Genomic DNA, 23,320 nt, shown 5'->3' with positions numbered 1-23,320 from the left:
CCAAGGAGCAGAACCATGTGGCAAGACATTCTCACCGCCGTGATCGTGGCCGTGGCCGCCCTGGCGCTGCTGTGGCGCTGGCTGCCACAGCGCTGGCGCGCCCGCGCCGCGCGCGTGCATCCGGCACTGGCGCCCATGGCCAAGACCGGCAGCAGTTGCGGGGGCTGCAATGCCTGCGCCGGAGACCGCTGCGCGCCGGCACGCAAGCCCTGAAGCCGGGACAGCCCCGGTCGCGGGCCTAAAAGCATAGCTGCTAGCGCTTTCCAGGCAAAGGTTTCAGTATCAAAACTATCTGAAATCATTGCCTGGCAAGCGCCAGCAGCTCTTCTTTTTGAAGAACCACTTCAAGCGGCCTGCGGCCACTCCTGCGTGTCGCCTTCCGTCAACGGCGGCAGGCCCAGCTTGGCGCGCGTGTCGTGGCAACCGTAGGAGGCGAACGGAAAATCGCGGCACGGCTGGGGCCGCTGGTCGTAGATGCCGCAGCCGATGCAGCCGTTGCCCAGGTCGGCCAGTGCCACGCAGCGCACGGGGTGGCGCTCGGTGCCGTTCATGCGGTAGCGGTTGCCTCCGGCCTCATGGGCCAGGGCGTCGGGCACGCGCCCGCCCATGGACTGCAGTTCATAGACGGAGAACTCCACGCGGTAGTTCTGGCAGCATGCACCGCAGTGCAGGCAGGGGTGGACGGGGACGGACATGCAGGTTCCTCGGGTTCTGGTGCATCGGCAACGGGCCCCATCCCAGGTGCGACGCGCAGCCGGCACCGGGGATCGCGGGCGATCAGGGGGAGCGATGGGAGGGCGGGCATGCGCTGGGGCGCCTGCCGCGCAGAACCGGGCCGCTAGGTGTGGCCCTGGAGGAACTTCAGGTAGAAGGTATGAATGCGCACCTGCAGCGCATGCACGCGTGCCGCCATGCGCCGGGCGGCCGCGTACAGTTCAGGCGCCAGCGGGCGCTGGCGGGCGGGGCAGGGTGGATGGCCCGGGCGCGTGGGGCGGAGTTGCGCCGGGGCCATGGGTGGGATGCGGGATGGGTTTAGACGCGGCCGAGCAGCAGGTACTCCATGAGTGCCTTCTGCACGTGCATCCTGTTTTCCGCCTCGTCCCAGACGACGGACTGGGGGCCGTCGATCACGTCGGCCATCACCTCCTCGCCGCGGTGCGCGGGCAGGCAGTGCATGAACAGCGCGTCGGGCTTGGCCACGGCCATCATCTCGGCGTCCACGCACCAGTCGGCAAAGGCCTTGCGGCGCGCTTCGTTCTCGGCCTCGTAGCCCATGCTGGTCCACACGTCGGTGGTCACCAGGTCGGCGCCGCGGCAGGCATCCATGGGATCGGCAAAGACCTTGTAGCAGCCCGCGCGGTGGGGCTTGCCGCCGAAGGCGAGCTTCTCATCCACCTCGTAGCCGCCGGGGGTGCTCACGTGCACGGTGAAGCCCAGCAGATCGGCCGCCTGCAGCCAGGTGTTGGCCATGTTGTTGCCGTCGCCCACCCAGGCGACGACCTTGCCCGCGATCGAGCCGCGGTGCTCGATGTAGGTGAACAGGTCCGCCATGATCTGACAAGGATGAAACTCGTTGGTCAGGCCGTTGATGACAGGCACGCGCGAGTATTCGGCGAAGCGCTCGATCTTGTCGTGGCCGAAGGTGCGGATCATCACCAGGTCGGTCATGCGGCTGATCACGCGCGCGCTGTCCTCGATGGGCTCGGCGCGGCCCAACTGGCTGTCGCCCGTGGTCAGGTGCACCACGCTGCCGCCCAGCTGGTACATGCCGGCCTCGAAGCTCACACGCGTGCGGGTGCTGGCCTTCTCGAAGATCATGGCCAGGGTGCGGTCGGCTAGCGGGTGGTACTTCTCGTAGCTCTTGAACTTGCCCTTGATGATGGCGGCGCGCGAGAACAGGTAGTTGTATTCGTCGGCGGTGAAGTCGGTGAATTGCAGGTAGTGCTTCATACGCGGTCGATCTTCTTCATTCAGCCAGGAAGGTCTGCACCAGGGGTGTGAGCAGGGCGACGATCTCGTCGGCTTCTGCGCGCGTGAGGGTGAGCGCGGGCACCAGGCGGATCACGCGCTCGGCGGTCACCGACAGCAGCAGGCCGGCCTCGGCCGCGCGATCGATCAGCACGCCGCAGGGGCGGTCCAACTCCATCCCGATGATCAGGCCCTGGCCGCGGACTTCGTTCACGCCAGCGGTCTCACCCAGTGCGCGCTGCAACTCGGCCTTCAGGTGGGCGCCCACGTCCGCGGCGTTCTGCAGCAGGCCGTCTTCTTCCATGATGCGGATGGTCTCCACACCCGCGCGCATGGCGAGCGGGTTGCCGCCGAAGGTGGAGCCGTGGTTGCCCGGCTTGAGCACCTGCGCGGCGGCGCCGTGCGCCAGCACTGCGCCCACGGGAACGCCCGAGCCCAGGCCCTTGGCCAGCGTCATCACGTCCGGGACAATGCCGGCCCACTGGTGGGCAAACCACTTGCCGGTGCGGCCCATGCCGGCCTGCACCTCGTCAAGCATCAGCAGCCAGCCGTTGGCGTCGCACAGCGCGCGCACCTGCTGCAGGTAGTCGGCGCGCATGGGATGCAGGCCGCCTTCGCCCTGGATGGGCTCCATCATCACGGCGACGATGTTGGGGTTGCCTTCGGTGGCCTCCTGCAGCGCCTCGATGTCATTCGGCGCCACGCGCAGGAAGCCCTCCAGCAGCGGGCCGAAGCCGTTGCGCACCTTGGGGTTGCCAGTGGCGGTCATGGTGGCGATGGAGCGCCCGTGGAAGGCATGGTCGTAGACCACGATCACGGGTTTTTCGATGCCCTTGTCCACGCCGTACTTGCGCGCGATCTTGATGGCAGCCTCGTTGGCCTCCAGGCCAGTACTGCAGAAGAACACATTGGTCATGTGCGCGCGCTCGGTCAGCAGCTGGGCCAGCTTTTCCTGTCCCGGCACATGGTAGTAGTTGGAGGTGTGGATCAGCTTGGCGATCTGGTCCTGCAGCGCCGGCACCAGCTTGGGATGGTTGTGGCCCAGCGTATTCACGGCGATGCCGCCCAGTCCGTCGAGGTACTGCTTGCCGTTCACGTCCCACACACGCACGCCCTGGCCTCGCTCCAGCGCGATGGGTACGCGGCCATAGGTGTTCATCACGTGGGGCGAGGCAGCCTCGACAAATGCGGTCATGCGGACATCTCCTGACAAGAGAGGGAAACGGGGAACAGCCCCAAAAAGGGAAATGCGATTCTAGGGGCTGCCCTCGCGCGCACCATTGAAGATTGCGCATCACAGTCATGCGCTGCGCTTGCGTTCAATGCTGGCAGGCGGTGCTGGGGCATTGGAGGGTAGCTCTTATATAAGAGTTAGAATCCGTGCCACGCCGACGCACAAGGTCGGCGCCCCTTACACGACCCGAACCCGATGGTTGCTCCCTCCTCCAAAGAAGTCTTCATCCAAGGCATTACCCTCGAAGGGAGGACCTTTCGGCCCAGCGACTGGGCCGAGCGCCTGGCGGGGGTCATGAGCCAGTTCCGCCCCGGCGGTGCCGTGCCTGGCAGCCACCTGAACTACTCCCCCTGGTGCATTCCTACCAGCATGAACGGAGTGAAGTGCGTGGTGGTCCACCGCGACCTGCAGGCGCACGAGCCCATGGCGTGGGACTTCGTGCTCAACTTTGCCAGAGACAACAACTTGCAGGTCGTCGAAGCCTGCCTGCTCCCCGATCCCAAGGCCTGACAACACAGGCCTTTTCTTTTGGGTGGGCGTGTGTGCCCCCGAAGTGCTGTGCCGAGCAGCGCCGGGCACAAAAAAACCGCCCGGAGGCGGTTTCTCTGCTTTGCTGACAGCGCACCCGTTACAAACGGCGGGTGGCGAGCCACCCGGGCTGTTGGCCTGCGCGGGGCAGGCGGTGAATTTAGGCGGCTGCCAGAGCCAAGGCTTTCACCTTGGCGGACAGGCGGCTCTTGTCGCGAGCTGCCTTGTTCTTGTGGAAGATGCCCTTGTCGGCGATGGTGTCCAGCACGGACTGGGCCTTGGCGAACAACTCGGTTGCCTTGGTCTTGTCACCGGCCAGAACAGCCTTCTCGACGTTCTTGACGGCGGTGCGGTACTTGGAGCGCAGCGAGGTGTTGGCTGCGTTCAGCTTGAGGCCTTGGCGGGCGCGCTTGCGGCCCGATGCCAGGCGGGGGTTCTTTTTCTTTGGCTTTCCAGATGCCATGGTATGTGTTCCTTGTGTCTGAGGATGTTGTCAGCAAAGCCGGCCATTATAGCGCAGCCGCCATTTCGGGCGTGGCGCGGCGCCAAACGCATACACTTGCGCCGGTGTCCCTGTTCAAAGCCGCTTCCACCGTATCGCTGTTGACCCTGGCCTCCCGCGTGACGGGCCTGGTGCGTGATCTGCTCATGGCCTCGATGTTCGGGGCCAACGTTCTGACAGACGCTTTCAACGTCGCTTTTCGCATTCCCAACCTGTTTCGCCGCTTGTTCGCGGAAGGGGCGTTCAGCCAGGCCTTCGTGCCCGTGCTGGCCGCGCACAAGGCGCAGCATGGCGATGAGGACACCCATGCACTCGTGAACGCCGTGGCCACGGCGCTGTTCTGGGCGCTGCTACTGACCTGCGTGCTGGGGGTGGTGGGAGCGCCGCTGCTCGTGTGGGCGCTGGCCAGCGGGTTGCGCCAGAGTCCGGAGGGGTTCGACGCCGCCGTGTTCATGACGCGCTGGATGTTCCCCTACATTGGATTCATGTCGCTGGTGGCCCTTTCGGCGGGCGTGCTCAACACCTGGAAGCGCTTTGGCGTGCCGGCCGCCACACCCGTGCTGCTGAACCTGTGCATGATCGCGGCCGCTTGGCTGGGCGCGCCACAACTGGCGGCGCGGGGCATAGAGCCCATCTACGCCATGGTGGGCGGGGTGATGGGCGGCGGGGTGCTGCAACTGGCGGTGCAACTGCCCGCATTGCGCCGCCTGGGGCTGCTGCCCCGCATCGGCATGACCTGGGGCAGGGTACGCAGTGCCTGGCAGGACCCAGGCGTGCGCCGCATTCTTACCCTGATGGCGCCGGCGTTGCTGGGCGTGGGGGTGGCACAGATCTCGCTGATGATCAACACGCAGATCGCGTCCTATCTCACACCGGGCAGCGTGACATGGCTGTTTTATGCCGACCGCCTCATGGAATTTCCCACGGCCCTGCTGGGCGTGGCGCTGGGCGTGGTGCTCACGCCGCAGTTGTCGGCCGCCAAGGCTGCGGGAGATGGTGAACGCTACTCGGCCATGCTGGACTGGGGGCTGCGCATCGTGGTGCTGCTGGCTGTACCCTGCGCCGTGGGACTGCTGACCTTCGCAACGCCGCTGGTGGCCACGCTGTTCCACCATGGTGCGCTGAACGACGGCGACGTAAGGCAGATCTCCGTGGCGCTGGCAGGCTATGGAGCGGGGTTGCTGGGCCTGGTGGCCATCAAGGTGCTGGCGCCGGGTTACTACGCCAGCCAGGATATCCGCACGCCCGTGCGCATCGCCATCGTGGTGCTGGTGGCCACGCAGATCATGAATGCCGCGCTGGTGCCCCTGCTGGCGCACGCGGGGCTGGCGCTGTCGATCGGCTTGGGTGCGCTCATCAACGCCCTGTGGCTGCTCACGGGGCTGCTGCGTCGGGGAAGCTTTCGCCCCCGCGAAGGCTGGGGCCGCTTTGCGCTGCAGGTGATTGCCGCCAGTGCGCTGCTGGCCGTGTTCCTGCTCTGGGCCTCCCACCACTTCGACTGGCTGGCGCTGCGGGCGCACAGCTTGCAGCGTGCGGGACTGCTGGCGCTGCTGCTCGCCGTATCGGCCGCGCTGTACTTTGGCGCGCTGTGGGCCTGCGGGCTCAAGCTGCGCCAGCTGTTGCGCCGCTGAAGGGAGAGGGCGCATGGCGTTGAGCTATTCCGTTCCCACGCCGCTGGAGTATTTCGCGTCGCTGGTCCAGGTGCCGCAGGGCGGCGCCATCGCGTTGCTGGAGTCGGCGGCCTGCATCGCGCAGGACGAGTATCCGCGCCTGGATGTGCAGCAGTTCCTGGACGAAATGGACCGCCTGCAGGCGCGGCTGCAGCGGCGCATTGCGCAGGATGCCGAACCGCTGCTGCGGCTCAATCTGCTCAACCAGTTTTTCTTTGGCGAACTGGGCTTCGCGGGCAATCTCAACGACTACTACGCGCCGGGCAACAGCTATTTGCACGTCGTGCTGGAGAAGCGGCGCGGCATTCCCATCTCGCTGGCGGTGCTGTGGTTGGAGCTGGCGCAGGGCGTGGGCCTGCGTGCGCACGGGGTGGCCTTTCCCGGGCATTTCCTGGTCAAGGTGCTCATGCCCACGGGCCAGGTTGTGATGGACCCGATGACGGGGCTTTCCCTCTCGCGCGAAGCGCTGGGCGAGCGGCTGGAACCTTTTCGCCGCGGACACGGACCGCTGGAGGACGAAGCTCCGCTGGGCCTGTATCTGCAGGCCGCCACGGAGCGGGACATTCTTGCGCGCATGCTGCGCAATCTGAAGGAAATCCACCGCGCGCGCCAGGACTGGAGTCGCCTGGTGGCGGTGCAGGACCGGCTCATCGTGTTGCTGCCCGATGCCTGGAGCGAGTGGCGCGACCGCGGGCTGGCGTATGCGGAGACCGGCGCATCCCTGCAAGCGCTGGAGAACCTGGAGACCTATCTGGCCCATGCTGCGGGTGCCGAAGATGCCCCTGCGATCGCACAGCGCGTGAAAGAACTGCGCCGTTTCTGATCCAGGCCAAGCGTGCCATGTGACAAAAACATGGCAAAAGCGCACCATGTCATGTGCTGGACACGAAGAGTTGTCACCATCTTCTGCCTGCCGAGAAGGTACCAGTCATGCCGCATATATCCGAGATCAATTCCCACGAACTCATGGAACGCATCGCCGACGATCTGGCCGACGGCTATGACGAGGAGTTGGAGCTGGAGATCGAGGACCGCGCCTTCGATGAGCACGGCCTGCAGGCGCCCGTGGACCGGCTGGCACGCCAGCAATATTTCCGGGAGCTGTTCCGCCTGCAGGGCGAGCTGGTCAAGCTGCAGGACTGGGTGCAGCACTCAAGGCAGAAGGTGGTGGTGATCTTCGAGGGGCGCGATGCCGCCGGCAAGGGCGGGGTGATCAAGCGCATTACGCAGCGGTTGAACCCGCGCGTGGTGCGCGTGGCGGCGCTACCTGCGCCCAATGACCGCGAGCGCACGCAGTGGTACTTCCAGCGCTATGTGGCGCACCTGCCCGCGGCAGGCGAGATCGTGCTCTTTGACCGCAGTTGGTACAACCGCGCGGGCGTCGAGAAAGTGATGGGTTTTTGCACGGAGGAGGAGTACGAGGAGTTCTTCCGCAGCGTGCCGGAGTTCGAGAAGATGCTCGTGCGCTCAGGCATCCGGCTCATCAAGTACTGGTTCTCGATCTCCGACGAGGAGCAGCACCTGCGTTTCCTGGGGCGCATCCACGACCCTCTCAAGCAGTGGAAACTGAGCCCCATGGACCTGGAGAGCCGCGTGCGCTGGGAGGAATACACCAAGGCCAAGGAGGCGATGCTGGAGCGCACCCACATCCCCGAGGCCCCCTGGTGGGTGGTGCAGGCCGTGGACAAGAAGAAAGCGCGCCTCAACTGCATCGCCCACTTGCTGGAGCAGCTGCCGTATGCCGATGTGCCGCATACCGAGGTGGTGCTGCCCGACCGCGTGCGCCACCCGGACTACCTGCGCCAGCCCACACCCGGCAGCATGATCGTGCCCGAGAGGTACTGACGATTGACGATTGGGCGGGTGATTCTGTCCACGCCATGGCAAGCGGAGGCCGGGGGGAGCCGAGCGCCTTGGGGCGCTCGGACGTGCCTTTAAGCGGCCTTGACGGCCAATACCGGGCAATCGACGTTGAGCAAGATCTCCTGTGCCATGCTGCCCAGCAGCAGCTTGCCGACGGGCGAGCGTTTGCGCAGGCCGATCACCAGCACGGATACCTGCAGCGCCGCGACCATTTCCTCGATCTCCTCGATGGTGCTCTTGCCGCGCACGAACTGCTTGAACTCGGCCTCGATCGGCAGCGTGGCCAGGCGCTCCTCCACACGTTCGGCCTCGTAGCCGTTGACGATGCTGGGGTCTTCCTGGCGCCCGCCGGGGCCGGCGTTGACGACGACCAGGCGTTCATTGCGACGGGTGGCGATTTCGATGCCCTTGTCCAGCGCGGCCCGGCCTTCGGGGCGTGGAACGTAGGCGACGAGAATGGTCATGCAAAGTCTCCCTTATGGCTGTGATGACGATGTGTCTGGCGCACTGCGCGCCAGCCGCCAGAATAGCCCAACATCGCCGGCGTTGGCGAGTGTCAACCCGGGTGCGGGGCGCGCGATGAAGGCCAGGCGCCGCGGCGGACGCGGGAAGAGGTTTTGGGGGTGAAAAAGCCTTGCAACGCTTGCTGGATAAGCGCTGGCAGCTATGGTTTTTGCGGAGCGGCGGTTATACCAGCCGCGCGGCTTCCAGCTCTTTTTTCAGGTAGGCGTAGAACAGCGGTGCCGCCACCAGCCCCGCAGGGCCGAAGACGGCTTCGGCCACGAACATCACCGACAGCAGCTCCCACACGCCCATGTGGGTGCGCCGCCCCACGACCTTGGCGTTGATCACGTACTCGGCCTTGTGGATCAGGATCAGGAAGGCCAGGCAGGCCACGGCCGCAACGGGCGATACCGACAGTCCCACCAGCGTGATGACCGCGTTGCACAGCAGGTTGCCCACGATGGGCACCAGGCCGGCCACGAAGGTCAGGGTGATCAAAGCGGGGGTGTAGGGCAGGTCCAAGTCCCACAGGGGCAGCACCAGCAATAGGAACAGTGCGGTGAGCAGCGTGTTGAAGGCGGCAATCCAGAACTGCGCCGCGACGATCTGACGGAAGGCCTCTCCCATACGCGCGATGCGCAGCACCAGCTCTTGTGCCAAGGGGCCGCGTGAAGCGCCCACGCTGCGTACGGCGGCCAGTGCCCCGATCAGCAGGCCCACATAGGCATACAGCAGGCCCGTGAGCCAGGCGCGCCCCGCCATGGCCAGGGCGCCGGCCTTGGCGGCCAGATAGGCGGCGATGGTGCGCTGGATTTCGGCGGCGCCTTCGGGCAACTGGGCCGCGATGTCGGTGGGCAGCTTCAGCCGCAGTTCCAACACGGTGCGGGCGAGGAAGTCCAGCAGTTCGCGGTATTGCTGGGGGGCGTCGACGATATAGGTGCGCGAATGCGACAGCGCCAGCGCCAGCAGCAGCAAGGGAGACAGCATGACCAGCGTGGCGGCTGCCGTCTGGCCGCGGGTTGCCATGCTGTTCGCCGTGCGCGACGGGAACCACGCCAAGCGTGGCGCCAGCCAACGCGTGAGCAGAAAACCCAGGCACACGCACAGCAGCCCGGGCAGCAGCCCGCGCAGCATCACCAGCAGCAGCGCGGCGCCCATCAGCACGTAGCTGGCGATCACCACGCCCCGCGTGGCGGGCGCGAATGGCGGCCTCAGGGCGTCAGGCGTGGCGGCGGAGCCTTGCGGCGGCTGACCCGAAGGCATCGTGCCAATCGCGATGGATCAGCCCACGACGACGGCGGCGCCGTCGCCACGCTCGGCAATGGCGCCGATGGCGTACACCGCCTCGCCCAGCGCGCGCAGCGTGGCGGCCGTGGCATCGGCGGCCTCCGCCGGCACGACCACCACCATCCCGATGCCGTTGTTGAACGTGCGGTTCATCTCGATGTCGTCGATGCCGGCGGTCTTTTGCAGCCAGGCGAACAGCTCCGTCTGCGGCCAGCTGCCGGCCTTCAGGTGGGCGGCCGTGCCTTCGGGCAATACCCGCGGAATGTTCTCCAGCAGGCCACCACCGGTGATGTGGGCCAGGGCCTTGATCGGATGCTGTGCCAGCGCGGCCAGCACGTTCTTCACGTACAGGCGCGTGGGCTCCATGACGGCGGCCTTGAAGGGCTTGCCGTCCAGCGTGTCGGGCAACGTGCCGGCGGCCGCGGCGCGCTCGATGCACTTGCGCACCAGCGAAAAACCGTTGGAATGCACGCCGCTGGAGGCCAGGCCCAGCACCACGTCGCCGGGTTTCACCGTCTGGCCGGTGAGGATCTTCGACTTCTCGACCGCGCCCACGGCAAAGCCGGCCAGGTCGTACTCACCGTCGGGGTACATGCCGGGCATCTCGGCCGTCTCGCCGCCGATCAGTGCGCAGCCGCTCAGATCACAGCCATGGGCGATGCCCCCCACCACTGCGGCGGCGGTGTCCACGTCCAGCTTGCCGCAGGCGAAGTAGTCCAGGAAGAACAGGGGCTCGGCGCCCTGTACCAGCACGTCGTTGACGCTCATGGCCACCAGGTCGATGCCCACGGTGTCGTGCATGTTCCACTCGAACGCCAGCTTGAGCTTGGTGCCCACGCCGTCGGTGCCCGAGACCAGCACCGGCTCCTGGTAGCGCTTGGGCACCTCGAACAGCGCGCCAAAGCCGCCGATGCCCGCCATCACCCCCTCGCGCAGGGTCTTCTTGGCCAGCGGCTTGATGCGCTCGACCAGCGCGTCGCCCGCGTCGATGTCGACGCCGGCGTCTTTGTAGGAGATGGGAGTGGAGGGGGCAGAGGAACTCATGGGATGTGCGTCAGTGCTGAGGGCCGCGGTCGGCGGGCCGGAAAGCGGGGATTTTAAGGGTCCGCCCGGGCGGGCCGCGAATGCCCCCGCGCGGCGGGCTGCGCCGCACGCGGCCCGGGCTCGGGTCGTCTGGGCCATCGACGCACTAAAATCGCGGGTTGCACGCCCTGCGTGCCACCCGCTTTCCGGGTGCCTCCGTGGTTTCGCGGCGGTGAACCGCGGCGCGTCCCCTACCTTGCCTCCCATGCCATCCACTCCATACCGTTACGGCCCGGCCACGCTCCGCATTGCGCGCGGAGGCCGGGGCGCGCCGCATTTGCGCGGGTGGCGCTCGCCATGAAGCAGCTGGCCCTGGACATTGGCCTGGTGACCGGCCCCACGCTCGACAACTTCCATGCCGGCCCCAACGCGCAGGCACTGCAGCACCTGCGGCTGGCGGTGGCCGGTGGCGCCGCGCCGCGCTCGCCCGTGCCTACCTACCTGTGGGGCGAAACGGGCACCGGCAAGTCGCACCTGCTGCGGGCCACGTACGAGGCGCTGCGCGGGCAGGGCGCCAGCGTGGGCTGGCTCGACGCCTCCGTCGCGCTGCCCTCGGCCTTCGACGAGCGCTGGAGCGCGGTGTTGCTCGACGAGGTGCACCTGTACACCACGGCGCAGCAGGCGGCGGCTTTCAACTGGTTCGTCAACGCCATCAACCCCACCGAAGGAGCGCCCCGCTGGGTACTGGCGGCGGGCGACCTGCCGCCGGCCGACCTGCCGCTGCGCGACGACCTGCGCACGCGACTGGGCTGGGGCCACGTGTTCCAGCTCCAGCTGCTGGACGAGCAGGAGCGCCGCGCCGTGCTGCGCCAGCAGGCCGACGCGCGCGGCATCTTCCTGGCCGATGAGGTCATGAACTACATGCTGGGCCGTTTTTCGCGCGACCTGGGCAGCCTCATGCAGCTGCTGGACCGGCTCGACAGCTTTGCGCTGCGCACGCAGCGCGCCGTCACCGTCCCGCTGCTCAAGACCATGCTGGAGACCGAGTAGCGCGCGGCCATCGGTGCAGGGCGCTTTCATCCACCCATTGCAATCAACGCATGACCTTTGACACGCAGGTACAACGCCGCCGACTGGCCCTGTTCGACCTGGACCACACCCTGCTGCCCCTGGATTCCGACTACGAGTGGGGCGAATTCACCATCCGCATCGGCTGGGCCGACCGCGAAGAGTTCGGCCGGCGCAACAAGGCGTTCTACGACGACTACGTCGCCGGGCGGCTGGACGTGCACGACTACGTGCGCTTCGCGACCGACGCCATTCGCCAGCGCGGCGCCGAGGCGGCGGCCCTGGCGCACGCGCAGTTCATGCGCGAGGTGATCCAGCCCGCGCTGCGCGAGGAAGCGCGCGCACTGGTACAGCGCCACCGCGACGCGGGCGACGAGGTGCTCATCATCACCGCCACCAACGAGTTCGTCACCCGCCCCATCGCTCTGGCGTTGGGCGTGGATCAGCTGGTCGCCGTGGAGCTGGAGCGCGGCGACGACGGCTGGATCACCGGTGGCATTCGCGGCGTGCCCTCCATGCGCGAGGGCAAGGTGCAGCGCATGGAGCAATGGCTGGCCGAGCGCGGCCTGCGCTGGACGGACGTGGACAGCACGTTCTACAGTGACTCCATGAACGATGTGCCGCTGCTGGAAAAGGTGGATCATCCCGTCGCCACCAACCCCGATCCACGCCTGCGCGCACTGGCTTCCCAGCGCGGCTGGCGCATTCTGGACCTGTTTCCCCCACACCCATGATCAAGACCTTCATCGACAAACTGCTGGGCAAGGGCGCCGCCGGCGCGGGCCGTGGCACACGCGGCCGCTTTGGCAAGCGTGCGGAAGTGCCCGCCGCGGTGCACGGCATCAACCCTGAACTGGTGGACCGCCGCGCCAGCGACGTGGTGCGCACACTCAAGCAGGCGGGCTACGAGGCCTACATCGTCGGCGGCGCGGTGCGCGACCTGCTGCTGGGCCTCAAGCCCAAGGACTTCGACGTGGCCACCAACGCCACGCCCGAGCAGGTCAAGAGCCTGTTCCGGCGTGCTTTCATCATCGGCAAGCGCTTTCGCATCGTGCACGTGGTGCACGGCCGCGGGCGTGAGCATGAGGTGATCGAGGTCTCCACTTTCCGCGCCTACATGGACAACGCGGCAGCCGAGCAGGTGGGGGGCAACGAAAAGACCAGCAAGGCCCAGCTGGCCGGCATGCACCATGCCGTGGACGCCAGCGGCCGCGTGCTGCGCGACAACGTCTGGGGCCCGCAGGACGAGGACGCCACGCGGCGCGACTTCACCGTCAACGCCATGTACTACGACCCAGAGACCGAGGTCGTGGTGGACTTCCACAAGGGCATCGAGGACGCCAAGAAGCGCGTGCTGCGCATGATCGGCGACCCGGCCACGCGCTACCGCGAGGACCCCGTGCGCATCATCCGCGCCGTGCGCTTCGCGGCCAAGCTCAGCCCGCTGGGCTTTGCCCTGGAGCCCAAGACCGCCAAGCCCCTGGTGGAGTGCGAGCCGCTGCTGCGGGAGGTCCCGCAAAGCCGCCTGTTCGACGAGATGCTGAAGCTGCTGCAGACCGGCCACGCACTGGCCTCGATCGCGCAGCTCAAGTCCCTGGGCCTGGCCACGGGCATCTACCCGCTGCTGGACGTGGTGGTGGACCGTTCCAGCCACCCGTTCGTGCAGGCCGCGCTGGCCGACACCGACCGCCGCGTGGGCGAGGGCAAGCCCGTTGCGCCCAGCTTCCTGCTGGCCTGTGTGCTGTGGCAGGACGTGAAGGCCGGCTGGGAGCAGCGCCTGGGGCGCCAGCAGCCCTTCCCGGCGCTGCAGGATGCGATCGACGATGTGTTCGACAAGCGCATCGGCGATGTCTCCGGCCGCGGCAAGCTGGCGGCGGACATGCGCGAGATCTGGGTCATGCAGCCGCGCTTCGAGAAACGCTCGGGTAGTACGCCCTTCGGCATGGTGGCGCACCTGCGTTTTCGCGCGGGCTTCGACTTCCTGCGCCTGCGCGCGGACGTGGGCGAGGTGGAGGAGGCGCTGGCCGAGTGGTGGCAGGAATTTTCGCTGGCCGACGATGCGCGCCGTGAGGACATGATCGAGCAGGCGCGCGAGGAGCAGCGCGCGCGCCAGCGCAAGGCCCAGCCCACGGTACGGCGCGTGCCCAAGGCCGCGCCAGTCGCCACGGACGACGCCGAGCCCCCGCGCAGGGCCAGCGATGCCGGTGATTCCATGGCCGAGCCAGCGGCAGAGGACGCTGCTGCGCCCAAGAAGCGCCGCCGCCGTCGCCGCAAGCCCACGGGCAGCGGTGCATCCGAGGGTGGCGCGCCCGCGGGCGAGGTGTGACCTCGCCTTCCGTAGCGGCCAGCGCCTGGGTGGGCCTGGGCGCCAATCTGGGGGATGCGCGCGGCGCGCTGCGCGACGCGGTGCGGGCGATGGGCGCGTTGCCCGGCACCCAGGTGCGGCAGGTCTCGTCGCTGTACCGCAGCGCGCCGGTGGATGCCGGCGGGCCCGACTATCTCAATGCCGTGGCGCAGTTGCAGACCACCTTGGCGCCACTGGCGCTGCTGCATGCCCTGCAGGCCATCGAGCAGGCCGCGGGGCGCGAGCGCCCCTACCGCAACGCGCCACGCACGCTGGACCTGGATCTGCTGTTGTACGGGGAGGAGCGCCTGGACGGCGCCGAACTCACGCTGCCCCACCCGCGCATGGGCGAGCGGGCCTTCGTGCTCCTTCCTTTGGCGGAACTGGCGCCCGGCCTGGCCCAGACGTGCGGAACGGACGTCCAGCGCGCCCAGGCCAGCGGCCAGCGCATCGAGCGCCTGGCCGAAGCCACCGAATGGCTGGGCACAAACTCCTGAATTAATAGCTGCTTGCGCTGGTCGTACGGACGTTTGAAGGTGAAACCACCTGAAAACCGCCATATGGCAAGCGTGAGGCGCTCTTATTTTTTATGTAAGCACGCCGCCGGTTGCGAGGCGTCCCCGCCGTGGCGGCGGGTGCGGCAGCGCAACAGGGGGGCGCCGTTGGGGCGGCTTGGCCCCAGGCTGACGACGACACGCCCGGACAGTCGCGCCGTGCGCCGCCCGCGGCACTCCGGTGGCACCCGGAATGCCGCGTTCCGGTCAGTCCACCTTGGCGCCGGAGGCCTTCACCACCTGCTGGTACTTGGCGCGCTCGGCGGCCATGAAGGCGTCGAACTGCTCGGGCGTGGTGGCCACGGGCTCGGCCATCAGCGCGGAAAAGCGCGTCTTGGTTTCCGGTGCCTTGAGTGCCTCTGTGAAGGCCTTGTTGAGCTTGGCGATCACGGGCTTGGGCGTGCCGGCCGGTGCCACCAGACCCCACCAGGTGTCGATGGCAAAACCCTTGAAGGTCTGCGACAGCGGGGGCACGCCGGGCAGCATGGGGCTGGCTTCCAGCGAGGTGACGGCCAGGGCCTTGAGCTTGCCCGACTTGATGTTGGGCGCGGCGGCGGCCAGGTTGTCGATGTTGAAGTCCACCTCGCCGGCCAGCAGGGCCAGCTGCGCGGGGCTGGCGCCGCGGTAGGGGATGTGCAGCGCGAAGATGCCGGCCTTCTGCTTGAACATCTCGCCCGCCAGGTGGCCGGCGCTGCCGTTGCCGCCGCTGCCGTAGTTGAGCTTGGCGGGGTTGGCCTTGGCGTAGGCGATCAGGTCCTGCAGGGTGTTGATCTTGAGCTGCTCGGCCCGCGCGGCGTTGACCACCAGCACGTTGGGCACGCGCACCATCTGCGTGATGCCGGCGAAGTCCTTGGCCGCGTCATAGGGCATGCGGTTGTACAGCCAGGGGTTCACGGCGTGCGTGGCCGTGGCGGCGATGCCGATGGTGTGCCCGTCGGGCGCGGACTTGGCGATCAGATCGGCGCCGATGTTGCCGCCCGCACCCGCCTTGTTGTCGACGACCACCACGCCGAGCGTGTCGCGCACGCGCTCGGCCAGCGCACGCGCCGTCACGTCCAGCGGGCCGCCAGGCGCGTAGGGCACGACCAGGCGGATCGGCGCATCCTGCGCGTGGCTCAGGGGGGCTGCGAGTGCCACGCCAATGGCAGCGGCCGAAAGAAGAAGGTGTCTGCGGTTCATAGGCCTCCATTGTGCAAAAAATGGAAGACGCTTCCGTGGCGCCGCAATGCTGCCCTGTCCTACGAAAAGGCGCGGCGCATCTTTCTACGATGGGCCCGGGCCTTGCCTGCCCCCACCCATGAAAGGACTGACATGCTGGACGCCCCCACCATCCTGGACGAATCACGCTACTCCCACTGCATCGCGGCCTGCAACGCATGCGCTGCCACCTGCGATTTCTGCGCCGCGGCGTGCCTGCGCGAGCCCGACCCGCGCCACATGGCCAAGTGCATCGCGCTGGACATGGACTGCGCCGACATCTGTCGCCTGGCCGCTGCCACTATGGCCCGCGAGAGTCCGCACGTGAACTATGTCTGCGAGCTGTGCGCGCGCATCTGCGAAAGCTGCGCACAGGAATGCATAAGCCACGCGGCGGATCATTGCCAGGACTGCGCGGAAGCCTGCAAGCGCTGCGCCAGCCTGTGCCGCGACATGATCGCTTGAGCGAAGCACGCTCCCTGAGCGGCGGCGCTTATCGCGGCCCTGTTGCAGCACTTCGCGGTGCCGTGCGCCGCGGATCGCGCACGGCGCCCGTGGTCTGGCAGATCCCGTTCCACGACACCTGCTGGCCGGGCGCAACGCCCGTTGCGTGGCGCAGGGTCGTGCGCGGTGCGCCGCGGGGAAGCGCCCGTCAGCCGCCGTGCTTGTCGGCCTCGGACGTGAACGCGTCGGCGTAGAACTCGTCGGGCGGCAGGCCACGCTCCGCGCTGTAGGCGGCGCGGGCCGAGTCCACCACGATGGGCGCGCCGCAGGCATAGACCTGATAGCCCGAGAGGTCGGCAATGTCTTCCATGACCGCCTGGTGCACGAAGCCCGTGCGGCCGGTCCAGCCGTCCTCGGGCAGGGCGTCGGAGACCACGGGCACGTAGCGCAGGTTTGGCAGTGCAGCCAGGCGCTCGCGGATCCAGCCGTCCATGTACAGGTCCGCCGGGCGGCGCCCGCCCCAGTACAGCGTGGCCGGGCGCGTGATGCCCTTGTGCTGCATGTGTTCGATCAGCGCCTTGATGGGCGCAAAGCCCGTGCCCGATGCCAGAAACACCATGGGCTTGTCGGAATCCTCGCGCAGGAAGAAGCTGCCGAAGGGGCCCTCCACGCGCAGGATTTCCTTCTCCTTCATGGCGTTGAACACATGGTCGGTGAAGCGCCCGCCGGGCATGTGGCGGATGTGCAGCTCCACGCCTGGCGCGCCTTGCTGCGTGTGGGGTGCGTTGGCCATGGAGTACGCGCGGCGCGCGCCGTCACGCAGGATGAATTCGATGTACTGGCCCGCGTGGTAGCGGAAGGTGTCGGCCGCGGGCAGCTGCAGACGCACCTGCATCACGTCGTGCGATGCGCGCGTAAGCGCTGCCACGCGCACCGGCAGCTTCTTGATGGGATAGGCGCTCTCGTCGGTCACCTGGCGCGATTCCAGCACCACGTCGGTCAGCGGCTGGGCACAGCAGGTGAGCACGAAGCCGGCTTCTTCCTCCTCGGTGCTCAGCGCCTTCTGTTGGTGCTCGCCATGCACCACCGAGCCGCTGAGCTTTTTGCACTTGCACGAGCCGCAGGCACCGTCCTTGCAACCGTAGGGCATGCCCACGCCGCCGCGGATGGCCGCGGACAGGATGGTTTCGCCAGCCTGCGCCTCGAAAGCACGGCCACTGGGCTGCACGGTGATCTGGAATGCGGTCTCTGCGCTGGTCATGACAGTGGGTATCCTTGGAGTTGTCTTCAAGCAAACCGACCGATTTTGCCCTCAATCCAAAACCCTCTCGGCGCCCTGCCGGCGCGCTTTCGCCGCCAGCGCGTGCTCATCATTGGCTGCGGCGACGTGGGGCTGCGCGTGGTGCGCAGCCTGAACGGACCCCAGGGCGGGAGTGGCCGCCCGCGCGTGCTTGCGCTCACGTCCTCGCCCACGCGCGTGCCGCAGTTGCGTGGGGCGGGCGTCACGCCGCTGCTGGGCAATCTGGACGATACGGCCACGCTGGCGCGCCTGGCGGGCGTGGCCACGCGGGTGCTGCATCTGGCGCCGCCACCTGGCGAGCGCGAGGTTGGTCCGCGCTGGTGGCTGGACCCCCGCAGCACGGCGCTGGCGCGTGCGCTGCGCCGGCGCACGCTGCCGCAATCCCTGGTGTATGCCTCCACCAGTGGCGTGTATGGCGACTGCGCGGGGGCCTGGGTGCCCGAGTCGCGGCCCGTGGCGCCTGCCACGCCGCGCGCGCAGCGCCGCGTGAATGCCGAGCGCGCCATGCGTCACCTGGGTCGTGCGGGCGTGCCCGTGAGCATTCTGCGCGTGCCCGGCATCTACGCCCCTGACCGTGAGGGCGGCACGCCCGAAGCGCGCCTGCGCCGCGGCACGCCCGTGCTGGCCGAGCCTGACGACGTCTATACCAACCACATCCATGCGGATGACCTGGCGCGGGCCTGCATGCTGGCGCTGTGGCGCGCTCGTGCGCAACGCATCTACAACGTGGCAGACGACAGCCAGCTCAAGATGGGAGACTACTTCGACTTCGCGGCCGACCTCTATGGCTTGCCGCGTCCGCCGCGCGTGCAGCGCAGTACCGCGCAGGAGCAGCTACCGCTGTCGCTGCTGAGTTTCATGGGCGAATCACGGCGGTTGACCACTAAGCGCATGGCGCGCGAACTGCGCCTGCGCTTGCGCTATCCCACCGTGCGCGAAGGGCTGCAGGCACCGCACCCTTAGCGGGGGTAGGTGTTGCCCTGCTTGTCGTAGCAGCGAAACACGTTGCAGTGCGTGATTTCGCGCCGCGGCGGCGGCGCGGGCCGTGGTGGCACCACCACCACCGGCGGGGCGTAGTAGGGCGAGGGATAGACGGTGCGGCTGGAGCGCGCGCTCTCCGCGCGTGCATAGTCCGCCGGACTCAGGCAGGCGAGGTCGGCCTGGCGCTGCGCCGCATCCAGCCGCGCCTGCTCGTCGTACATGCCGCGGCCCATGGTGGAGAGCACCTCCTGCAGGTTGCGCCGTGCGCGCTGGCAGTCTACGGATTGCGATGGATCGGCCGGGGTGGCGCGAGGGCGCGCTGCGCGCGTCGCGGGCTCGGCGTCGCGCTGTTGCTGGCGCTCCCATTGCTGTCGCTCCTGCTTGCGCTCCAGGGCTTCGGCGGCTTGCTCGCGCTCCTGCTGGATTTCCTGGGGGGTCTTGCGGGCTTCGACTTCGCGTGCGGACTGGCCGCGGCCGCAGTCGCCATCGGTGTAAGTCACCTTGCCCGTGGCCGGGTCGGTGCAGCGCACCACCTGGGCCATTGACGGCAGGGGCAGACAGGTAACCAGCGTCAGCGCCAGGGCGGCACTGACGGTGCCAAGGGAGCCAGGCAGGGCGCGGGTCATGGGTGGCCTTCGGTGCGCGGCGCTGCTTCAGCGCCAGTCGGGGCGCGGGTTGGGGCGATCGCCGGGCTGGGGCTGGAATGCCTGGTTGCGTCGCTCCCGCTCGGCTTCGCGCTCCGCGCGGCGGTCACGTTCGAACTGCAGCTGCCGTTCGCGTGCCACGTCGGGGTTGGGGTGGCGCAGCAGTTGGTCTTCCTTACGGCGCTGGTCCCAGTCGCGGCGGCGTTCGGCCTCCCAGCGTTCGGCGTCGCGGCGGCGTTCCGCTTCGCGCCGGTCGGCTTCACGGCGGTCCGCATCGCGGCGGCGGTCGGCTTCGCGACGACGGTCCGCCTCACGGCGTTCGCGCTCCTGGGCCTCGCGCCATTGGCGCTCACGCGCTTCCCGCCACTGGCGCTCGCGCCAGGCGTCTTCACGCCAGCCGGAAGGCGGCGGGGGGTAGTCGCGCCAGCCTAACGGCGGGGCGGTATAGATCACGCCGGGCTGCTCGTACACCGTCATGGACGATGGCGCGGGATAGTAGCCGCCCCCATCGTAGTAGGGGTCACCCGGCACAGCGGCGCAGCCGACAGCCAGCGAGGCGAGCACGCCGGCGGTGAGGATGCGCACAGAAGTCCAACGCGAAAGAGGCATGGAGAGGTCTCCCGGGTAAGCACGCCGGGCGGTCCGGGCCGGCGCTGTGATGGTAAAGGCGGTGGTCTCGCTGCCACCTCTTGTGTGTCAGACGCGCGTCGGGCCATTTTGGTTGACCCTACCGGACCGGCTTTGTCAGGCTTTGCCGCCTCTTCACCATTGTGACCGGGTGTTTCGCCGCCAGCGCAGGGCCTGGCGGCCGCGCGGCGCGCGATGATTCCGCCTGGCGCAAGAGCGCCTACGCTGCCTATCCGCGCTGTTGCGCTGCGGGCACGGAGCCGTCGGCGCGCAGGCGGAACAGGGCCACGGACTGCACCAGTTGCTCGGCCTGCAGCTTCAGGCTGTCGGCGGCGGCTGCGCTTTCCTCCACCAGTGCGGCGTTCTGCTGCGTGGCCTGGTCCATCTGTGCCACGGCATCGCTCACCTGGTGCACTCCGGCGCTTTGCTCCTGGCTGGCGGTGCTGATCTCGGCCACGATGCCGCTCACCCGCTGGATGGCCGTCACCACCTCCGTCATGGTGGCGCCGGCTTGGCCGACCAATGCGGACCCCTGCTCCGCCCGCTCCACGCTGGTGTGGATCAGTTGCTTGATCTCCTTGGCCGCGGCGGTCGAGCGCTGGGCCAGCGCACGCACCTCCCCGGCCACCACGGCAAACCCGCGGCCCTGCTCGCCGGCGCGTGCGGCCTCCACCGCGGCGTTCAGCGCCAGGATGTTGGTCTGGAAGGCGATGCCGTCGATGACGCCGATGATGTCCGCGATGCGGTGGCTGCTTTCGTTGATGCCCTGCATGGTGGTGACGACCTGGGTCACCACTTCGCCGCCCTGGCTGGCGACCTGCGAGGCGTTGCGGCCAGCTGGTTGGCCTGGCGCGCGTTGTCGGCGTTCTGGCGCACGGTGGAGCTCAGGTCCTCCATAGAGGCGGACGTTTCCTCCAGCGCGCCGGCCTGCTGCTCGGTGCGGGCCGACAGGTCGTTGTTGCCCTGGGCGATCTCGGTGCTGGCCAGTGCCACCTGGCGCGCGTTGACTCTTTCTTGTATTTTGTTTCAATAGGTAATTGCCCTGTAATGCTTGGGCATGTCAGGAAGGCCTGCCGTTGCACCCATGGCGCAAACGAAAAAGCCCCGCGGGGGCGGGGCTGGTGAGGGTTGGGGCGGTGCGCGCTCAGTCCATGGTGAGCTTCTGCTTGTCCACCACGTTTTTGTAAGCCGTGTATTCGGCCTTGATTTCCTGGGCGAACTTCGCCGGCGTGTCGGCCACGATCAGCGAGCCCGTGTCCTCGATGCGCTTGCGCACCGCAGGGTCCTTCAGCACCTTGTGCACGGCGGCGTTGACCTTGTCCACGATGTCCTTGGGCAGGCCCTTGGGTCCGATGATGCCGTAATAGGCCATACGGTTCACGTTGGGCAGGCCCACTTCGGCCAGTGTGGGCACGTCGGGCAGCACGGCCAGGCGCTGCGGGGCGGCCACCACCAGGGCGGTCAGGCGCTTGTCCTTGATGAAGGGCAGGGCGGACGGCAGGTTGTCAAAGATCAGCGGGATCTGGCCGGCGACGGCGTCGTTCAGTGCCGGGCCCGAGCCGCGGTAGGGCACGTGCACCAGCTGGGTGCCGGTCTCCAGCATGAACATTTCCATCATCAGGTGGCCGATGCTGCCGGTGCCGGGCGAGCCGAACGAGTACTTGCCTGGAGTCTTCTTGACTTCGGCCAGGAAGCTCTTGTATTCCTTGCCGACGAACTGCGGGTTGGCCGCAATCACGTTGGGCGTGGCGGCGATGTTCACGACCGGGGTGAAGTCGGTGAACACGTTGTAGGGGATCTTGGGGTTGATGGCCGGGTTGGTGGCCGTGGTGGACACGGTGGCCACGCCCAGGTTGTAGCCGTCCGGCGTGGCACGCGCGGTTTCGGCCGCACCGATGGCGCCGCCGCCGCCGCCCTTGTTCTCCACCACCACGGGCTGGCCCAGCTCGCGGCCCAGGGGCTCGGCCACCACGCGGGCGATCAGGTCGGTGGTGCCGCCCGCGGCGAAGGGCACCAGCAGGCGGATGGGCTTGTTGGGGTAGCCGGACTGGGCCTGGGCGGCCGTGCCGAGCAGGGCCAGCAGGCCCAGGGTGAGTGCGCTGCGACGAATCATGCTTTTATCTCCTGTTATCGATGTGGTGAAGCAATGGCGTGCCAGTGATGGCGGGAAGGAAGCACCGGCGGGGCCGGTGCGGGAAAAGGGTCAGATGGCACCCCCCGCTTTGAGCGCTGCGATGGCCGAAGCATCCAGGCCCAGCTCGCGCAGCACCTCGTCGGTGTGCTGGCCGAGCGCGGGTGGCGCGCGATGGTAGCTGACGGGCGTGCCCGACAGCCGCATGGGGTTGGCCACCGTGGCCACGTGGGCGATGCCGTCGCCGGCGTCGCGGGGCAGCTCCCTGCGGATGCCGCGCGCGCGCACCTGTGGGTCGTCGAAGGCCTGGGCGATGGTGTTGATGGGGCCGCAGGGCACGGCCTTGTCCTCCAGCAGGGCGATCCACTCGGCGGTGCTGCGGGTCTGCAGGACGGGCTCCATCAGCGCCAGCAGCGCAGCGCGGTGCTGCACGCGTGCGGTATTGGTGGCAAAGCGTGCGTCCTGTGCCCATTCGGGGTGGCCGCACGCCTGGCAAAAGCGCGCGAACTGTCCGTCGTTGCCGATCGCCAGCAGCACGTTGCCGTCGCGGCTGCGAAAGTCCTGGTAGGGCGCCAGGCTGGGGTGGATGTTGCCGGCGCGTCCGGGCGCCTGCCCGGTGGCCAGGTAGCCCGCCGCCTGGTTGGCCAGCACGGCCATGCCCACGTCGAGCAAAGCCATGTCGATGTGCTGCCCTTCGCCGGTGCCGTTGCGGGCGTTGTCGCGCGCGTTCAGCGCGGCCAGGATGGCGTTGCTGGCGTACAGGCCGGTGAACACGTCCACCACGGCCACGCCGACCTTTAGAGGCCCGCCGCCGGGCTGCCCGTCGGCATGGCCGGTGATGCTCATCAGGCCGCACATGGCCTGCACCATCAGGTCATAGCCGGCGCGTTCGGCATACGGCCCGTCCTGGCCGAAGCCGGTGATGGAGCAGTAGACCAGGCGCGGGTTCAGCGCTTTCAGGCTGGCGTAGTCCAGCCCGTATTGCGCCAGACCGCCGACCTTGAAATTCTCGACCACCACGTCGGCCTCGGCGGCCATGCGGCGCAGCAGCGCCTGGCCCTCGGGATGGGCCATGTCCACGGTGATGCTGCGCTTGTTGCGGTTGCAGGCGGTGAAGTAGCTGGCCTCGCGCGTGTCGCGGCCAGCGTCGTCCTTCAGGAAGGGCGGGCCCCAGTGGCGCGTGTCGTCACCGGCCTGGGGGCGCTCGACCTTGACCACGTCGGCGCCCAGATCGGCCAGCATCTGGGTGCACCAGGGACCGGCAAGCACGCGCGAAAGATCCAGTACCTTGATACCGTCCAAGGCGCCGCGGGGGGTGGAAGCACTCATGAAATCGCTATTGAAAACGTAGCTGCTCGCGCTTGTTGTGCCAACAATTCAAGGATAAAAACCATTGAACTGATTGCAGGGTAAGCGCGAGAAGCTCCTATTTTGAGAGCGCGCGTGACGGG

General features: G+C 68.0%; 25 protein-coding genes and 1 pseudogene. 11 read left to right on the top strand and 15 right to left on the bottom strand.

Annotated elements, in window-relative coordinates; all coding sequences use genetic code 11:
• Positions 1 to 15: 15 nt before the first annotated feature.
• Entirely contained in the window at positions 16 to 213 is a 198-nt protein-coding gene (locus DTPSY_RS12190; protein ID WP_011806146.1) for a hypothetical protein, read from the top strand.
• Positions 214 to 344: 131 nt separating this feature from the next.
• On the opposite strand, the gene DTPSY_RS12185 is transcribed toward DTPSY_RS12190, so the two are convergent.
• The 4 genes from DTPSY_RS12185 to DTPSY_RS12175 all read right to left on the bottom strand — a co-directional run bounded on the left by DTPSY_RS12185 (position 345) and on the right by DTPSY_RS12175 (position 3,163).
• Complete coding sequence (locus DTPSY_RS12185; protein WP_015913815.1) at positions 345 to 695, bottom strand: YkgJ family cysteine cluster protein; 351 nt, start codon at positions 693 to 695, stop codon at positions 345 to 347.
• Between the two features lie 143 nt (positions 696 to 838).
• Positions 839 to 1,012, bottom strand: a complete 174-nt coding sequence (locus DTPSY_RS18570) for a hypothetical protein (RefSeq protein ID WP_015913814.1) — start codon at positions 1,010 to 1,012, stop codon at positions 839 to 841.
• Positions 1,013 to 1,032: 20 nt separating this feature from the next.
• Positions 1,033 to 1,950, bottom strand: coding sequence for an ornithine carbamoyltransferase (gene argF / locus DTPSY_RS12180; protein WP_011806144.1), 918 nt, complete (start codon positions 1,948 to 1,950; stop codon positions 1,033 to 1,035).
• Between the two features lie 16 nt (positions 1,951 to 1,966).
• Complete coding sequence (locus tag DTPSY_RS12175; protein ID WP_015913813.1) at positions 1,967 to 3,163, bottom strand: aspartate aminotransferase family protein; 1,197 nt, start codon at positions 3,161 to 3,163, stop codon at positions 1,967 to 1,969.
• A 234-nt stretch (positions 3,164 to 3,397) separates the two neighbouring features.
• On the opposite strand from DTPSY_RS12175, the gene DTPSY_RS12170 reads away from it, so the two are divergent.
• The gene (locus DTPSY_RS12170; protein WP_011806142.1) at positions 3,398 to 3,712 is read left to right on the top strand and encodes a DUF3579 domain-containing protein; all 315 of its coding nucleotides are present in this window, start codon (positions 3,398 to 3,400) and stop codon (positions 3,710 to 3,712) included.
• Positions 3,713 to 3,890: 178 nt separating this feature from the next.
• Here the strand turns inward: DTPSY_RS12170 and rpsT are convergent, their stop codons facing one another.
• Positions 3,891 to 4,193: a 30S ribosomal protein S20 gene (gene rpsT / locus DTPSY_RS12165; protein ID WP_011806141.1), complete on the bottom strand. Its 303-nt coding sequence runs from the start codon at positions 4,191 to 4,193 to the stop codon at positions 3,891 to 3,893.
• 104 nt (positions 4,194 to 4,297) lie between these two features.
• On the opposite strand from rpsT, the gene murJ reads away from it, so the two are divergent.
• The 3 genes from murJ to ppk2 all read left to right on the top strand — a co-directional run bounded on the left by murJ (position 4,298) and on the right by ppk2 (position 7,747).
• Complete coding sequence (gene murJ, locus DTPSY_RS12160; RefSeq protein ID WP_015913812.1) at positions 4,298 to 5,863, top strand: murein biosynthesis integral membrane protein MurJ; 1,566 nt, start codon at positions 4,298 to 4,300, stop codon at positions 5,861 to 5,863.
• A 13-nt stretch (positions 5,864 to 5,876) separates the two neighbouring features.
• Positions 5,877 to 6,725, top strand: coding sequence for a SirB1 family protein (locus DTPSY_RS12155; RefSeq protein WP_015913811.1), 849 nt, complete (start codon positions 5,877 to 5,879; stop codon positions 6,723 to 6,725).
• Between the two features lie 107 nt (positions 6,726 to 6,832).
• Positions 6,833 to 7,747 carry a polyphosphate kinase 2 gene (gene ppk2 / locus DTPSY_RS12150; protein ID WP_011806138.1) on the top strand — a complete coding sequence of 305 codons (915 nt, stop codon included), beginning with the start codon at positions 6,833 to 6,835 and terminating at the stop codon, positions 7,745 to 7,747.
• A gap of 89 nt (positions 7,748 to 7,836) precedes the next feature.
• Here the strand turns inward: ppk2 and DTPSY_RS12145 are convergent, their stop codons facing one another.
• The 3 genes from DTPSY_RS12145 to purM all read right to left on the bottom strand — a co-directional run bounded on the left by DTPSY_RS12145 (position 7,837) and on the right by purM (position 10,600).
• Positions 7,837 to 8,229: a universal stress protein gene (locus DTPSY_RS12145; protein WP_011806137.1), complete on the bottom strand. Its 393-nt coding sequence runs from the start codon at positions 8,227 to 8,229 to the stop codon at positions 7,837 to 7,839.
• A gap of 223 nt (positions 8,230 to 8,452) precedes the next feature.
• Positions 8,453 to 9,532: an AI-2E family transporter gene (locus tag DTPSY_RS12140; RefSeq protein ID WP_015913810.1), complete on the bottom strand. Its 1,080-nt coding sequence runs from the start codon at positions 9,530 to 9,532 to the stop codon at positions 8,453 to 8,455.
• Positions 9,533 to 9,550: 18 nt separating this feature from the next.
• Positions 9,551 to 10,600 carry a phosphoribosylformylglycinamidine cyclo-ligase gene (gene purM / locus DTPSY_RS12135; protein WP_015913809.1) on the bottom strand — a complete coding sequence of 350 codons (1,050 nt, stop codon included), beginning with the start codon at positions 10,598 to 10,600 and terminating at the stop codon, positions 9,551 to 9,553.
• A 336-nt stretch (positions 10,601 to 10,936) separates the two neighbouring features.
• On the opposite strand from purM, the gene hda reads away from it, so the two are divergent.
• The 4 genes from hda to folK are packed head-to-tail and all read left to right on the top strand — an operon-like array spanning position 10,937 to position 14,488.
• A complete protein-coding gene (hda, locus tag DTPSY_RS12130) occupies positions 10,937 to 11,629 on the top strand; it encodes a DnaA regulatory inactivator Hda (RefSeq protein ID WP_011806134.1) in 693 nt (230 codons plus the stop codon).
• A 50-nt stretch (positions 11,630 to 11,679) separates the two neighbouring features.
• Complete coding sequence (locus tag DTPSY_RS12125) at positions 11,680 to 12,381, top strand: histidinol-phosphatase (protein WP_011806133.1); 702 nt, start codon at positions 11,680 to 11,682, stop codon at positions 12,379 to 12,381.
• Entirely contained in the window at positions 12,378 to 13,973 is a 1,596-nt protein-coding gene (pcnB, locus tag DTPSY_RS12120) for a polynucleotide adenylyltransferase PcnB (RefSeq protein WP_015913808.1), read from the top strand. Before DTPSY_RS12125 ends, pcnB begins: the two co-directional genes overlap by 4 nt.
• Entirely contained in the window at positions 13,970 to 14,488 is a 519-nt protein-coding gene (gene folK, locus DTPSY_RS12115) for a 2-amino-4-hydroxy-6-hydroxymethyldihydropteridine diphosphokinase (RefSeq protein WP_015913807.1), read from the top strand. Before pcnB ends, folK begins: the two co-directional genes overlap by 4 nt.
• Before the next feature lie 264 nt (positions 14,489 to 14,752).
• Here the strand turns inward: folK and DTPSY_RS12110 are convergent, their stop codons facing one another.
• Entirely contained in the window at positions 14,753 to 15,724 is a 972-nt protein-coding gene (locus DTPSY_RS12110; protein WP_015913806.1) for a Bug family tripartite tricarboxylate transporter substrate binding protein, read from the bottom strand.
• A 132-nt stretch (positions 15,725 to 15,856) separates the two neighbouring features.
• Between DTPSY_RS12110 and DTPSY_RS12105 the strand changes: the two genes are divergently transcribed.
• Positions 15,857 to 16,207 carry a four-helix bundle copper-binding protein gene (locus DTPSY_RS12105; RefSeq protein ID WP_015913805.1) on the top strand — a complete coding sequence of 117 codons (351 nt, stop codon included), beginning with the start codon at positions 15,857 to 15,859 and terminating at the stop codon, positions 16,205 to 16,207.
• Between the two features lie 187 nt (positions 16,208 to 16,394).
• Here the strand turns inward: DTPSY_RS12105 and DTPSY_RS12100 are convergent, their stop codons facing one another.
• Positions 16,395 to 17,447 (bottom strand): CDP-6-deoxy-delta-3,4-glucoseen reductase, encoded by a 1,053-nt coding sequence (locus DTPSY_RS12100; RefSeq protein WP_015913804.1) that lies wholly within the window; start codon positions 17,445 to 17,447, stop codon positions 16,395 to 16,397.
• Positions 17,448 to 17,492: 45 nt separating this feature from the next.
• Here DTPSY_RS12100 and DTPSY_RS12095 point away from each other — a divergent pair, with 45 nt between their 5' ends.
• Positions 17,493 to 18,449, top strand: a complete 957-nt coding sequence (locus tag DTPSY_RS12095) for an SDR family oxidoreductase (protein ID WP_015913803.1) — start codon at positions 17,493 to 17,495, stop codon at positions 18,447 to 18,449.
• On the opposite strand, the gene DTPSY_RS12090 is transcribed toward DTPSY_RS12095, so the two are convergent.
• The 5 genes and pseudogenes from DTPSY_RS12090 to DTPSY_RS12070 form a co-directional block, all read right to left on the bottom strand.
• On the bottom strand, positions 18,446 to 19,093 hold the full coding sequence (locus DTPSY_RS12090; protein WP_011806126.1) for a DUF4124 domain-containing protein: 648 nt from the start codon (positions 19,091 to 19,093) through the stop codon (positions 18,446 to 18,448). The genes DTPSY_RS12095 and DTPSY_RS12090 overlap by 4 nt on opposite strands.
• A gap of 27 nt (positions 19,094 to 19,120) precedes the next feature.
• Positions 19,121 to 19,675, bottom strand: coding sequence for a hypothetical protein (locus tag DTPSY_RS12085; RefSeq protein WP_376747290.1), 555 nt, complete (start codon positions 19,673 to 19,675; stop codon positions 19,121 to 19,123).
• A pseudogene (locus tag DTPSY_RS12080) lies at positions 19,585 to 20,749 on the bottom strand (methyl-accepting chemotaxis protein); the annotation flags it as partial. The pseudogene DTPSY_RS12080 and the gene DTPSY_RS12085, both read right to left, overlap by 91 nt.
• Positions 20,750 to 20,882: 133 nt before the next feature.
• A complete protein-coding gene (locus DTPSY_RS12075; RefSeq protein ID WP_015913802.1) occupies positions 20,883 to 21,851 on the bottom strand; it encodes a tripartite tricarboxylate transporter substrate binding protein BugE in 969 nt (322 codons plus the stop codon).
• 90 nt (positions 21,852 to 21,941) lie between these two features.
• On the bottom strand, positions 21,942 to 23,198 hold the full coding sequence (locus tag DTPSY_RS12070; protein ID WP_015913801.1) for a CaiB/BaiF CoA transferase family protein: 1,257 nt from the start codon (positions 23,196 to 23,198) through the stop codon (positions 21,942 to 21,944).
• Positions 23,199 to 23,320 lie beyond the last annotated feature (122 nt).

This window comes from [Acidovorax] ebreus TPSY, from assembly GCF_000022305.1.
GTDB classification, from domain to species: domain Bacteria; phylum Pseudomonadota; class Gammaproteobacteria; order Burkholderiales; family Burkholderiaceae_C; genus Diaphorobacter; species Diaphorobacter nitroreducens.
The sequence above is the reverse complement of the archived record's forward strand: the minus strand, read 5'-3'. Positions and strand labels throughout refer to the sequence as shown.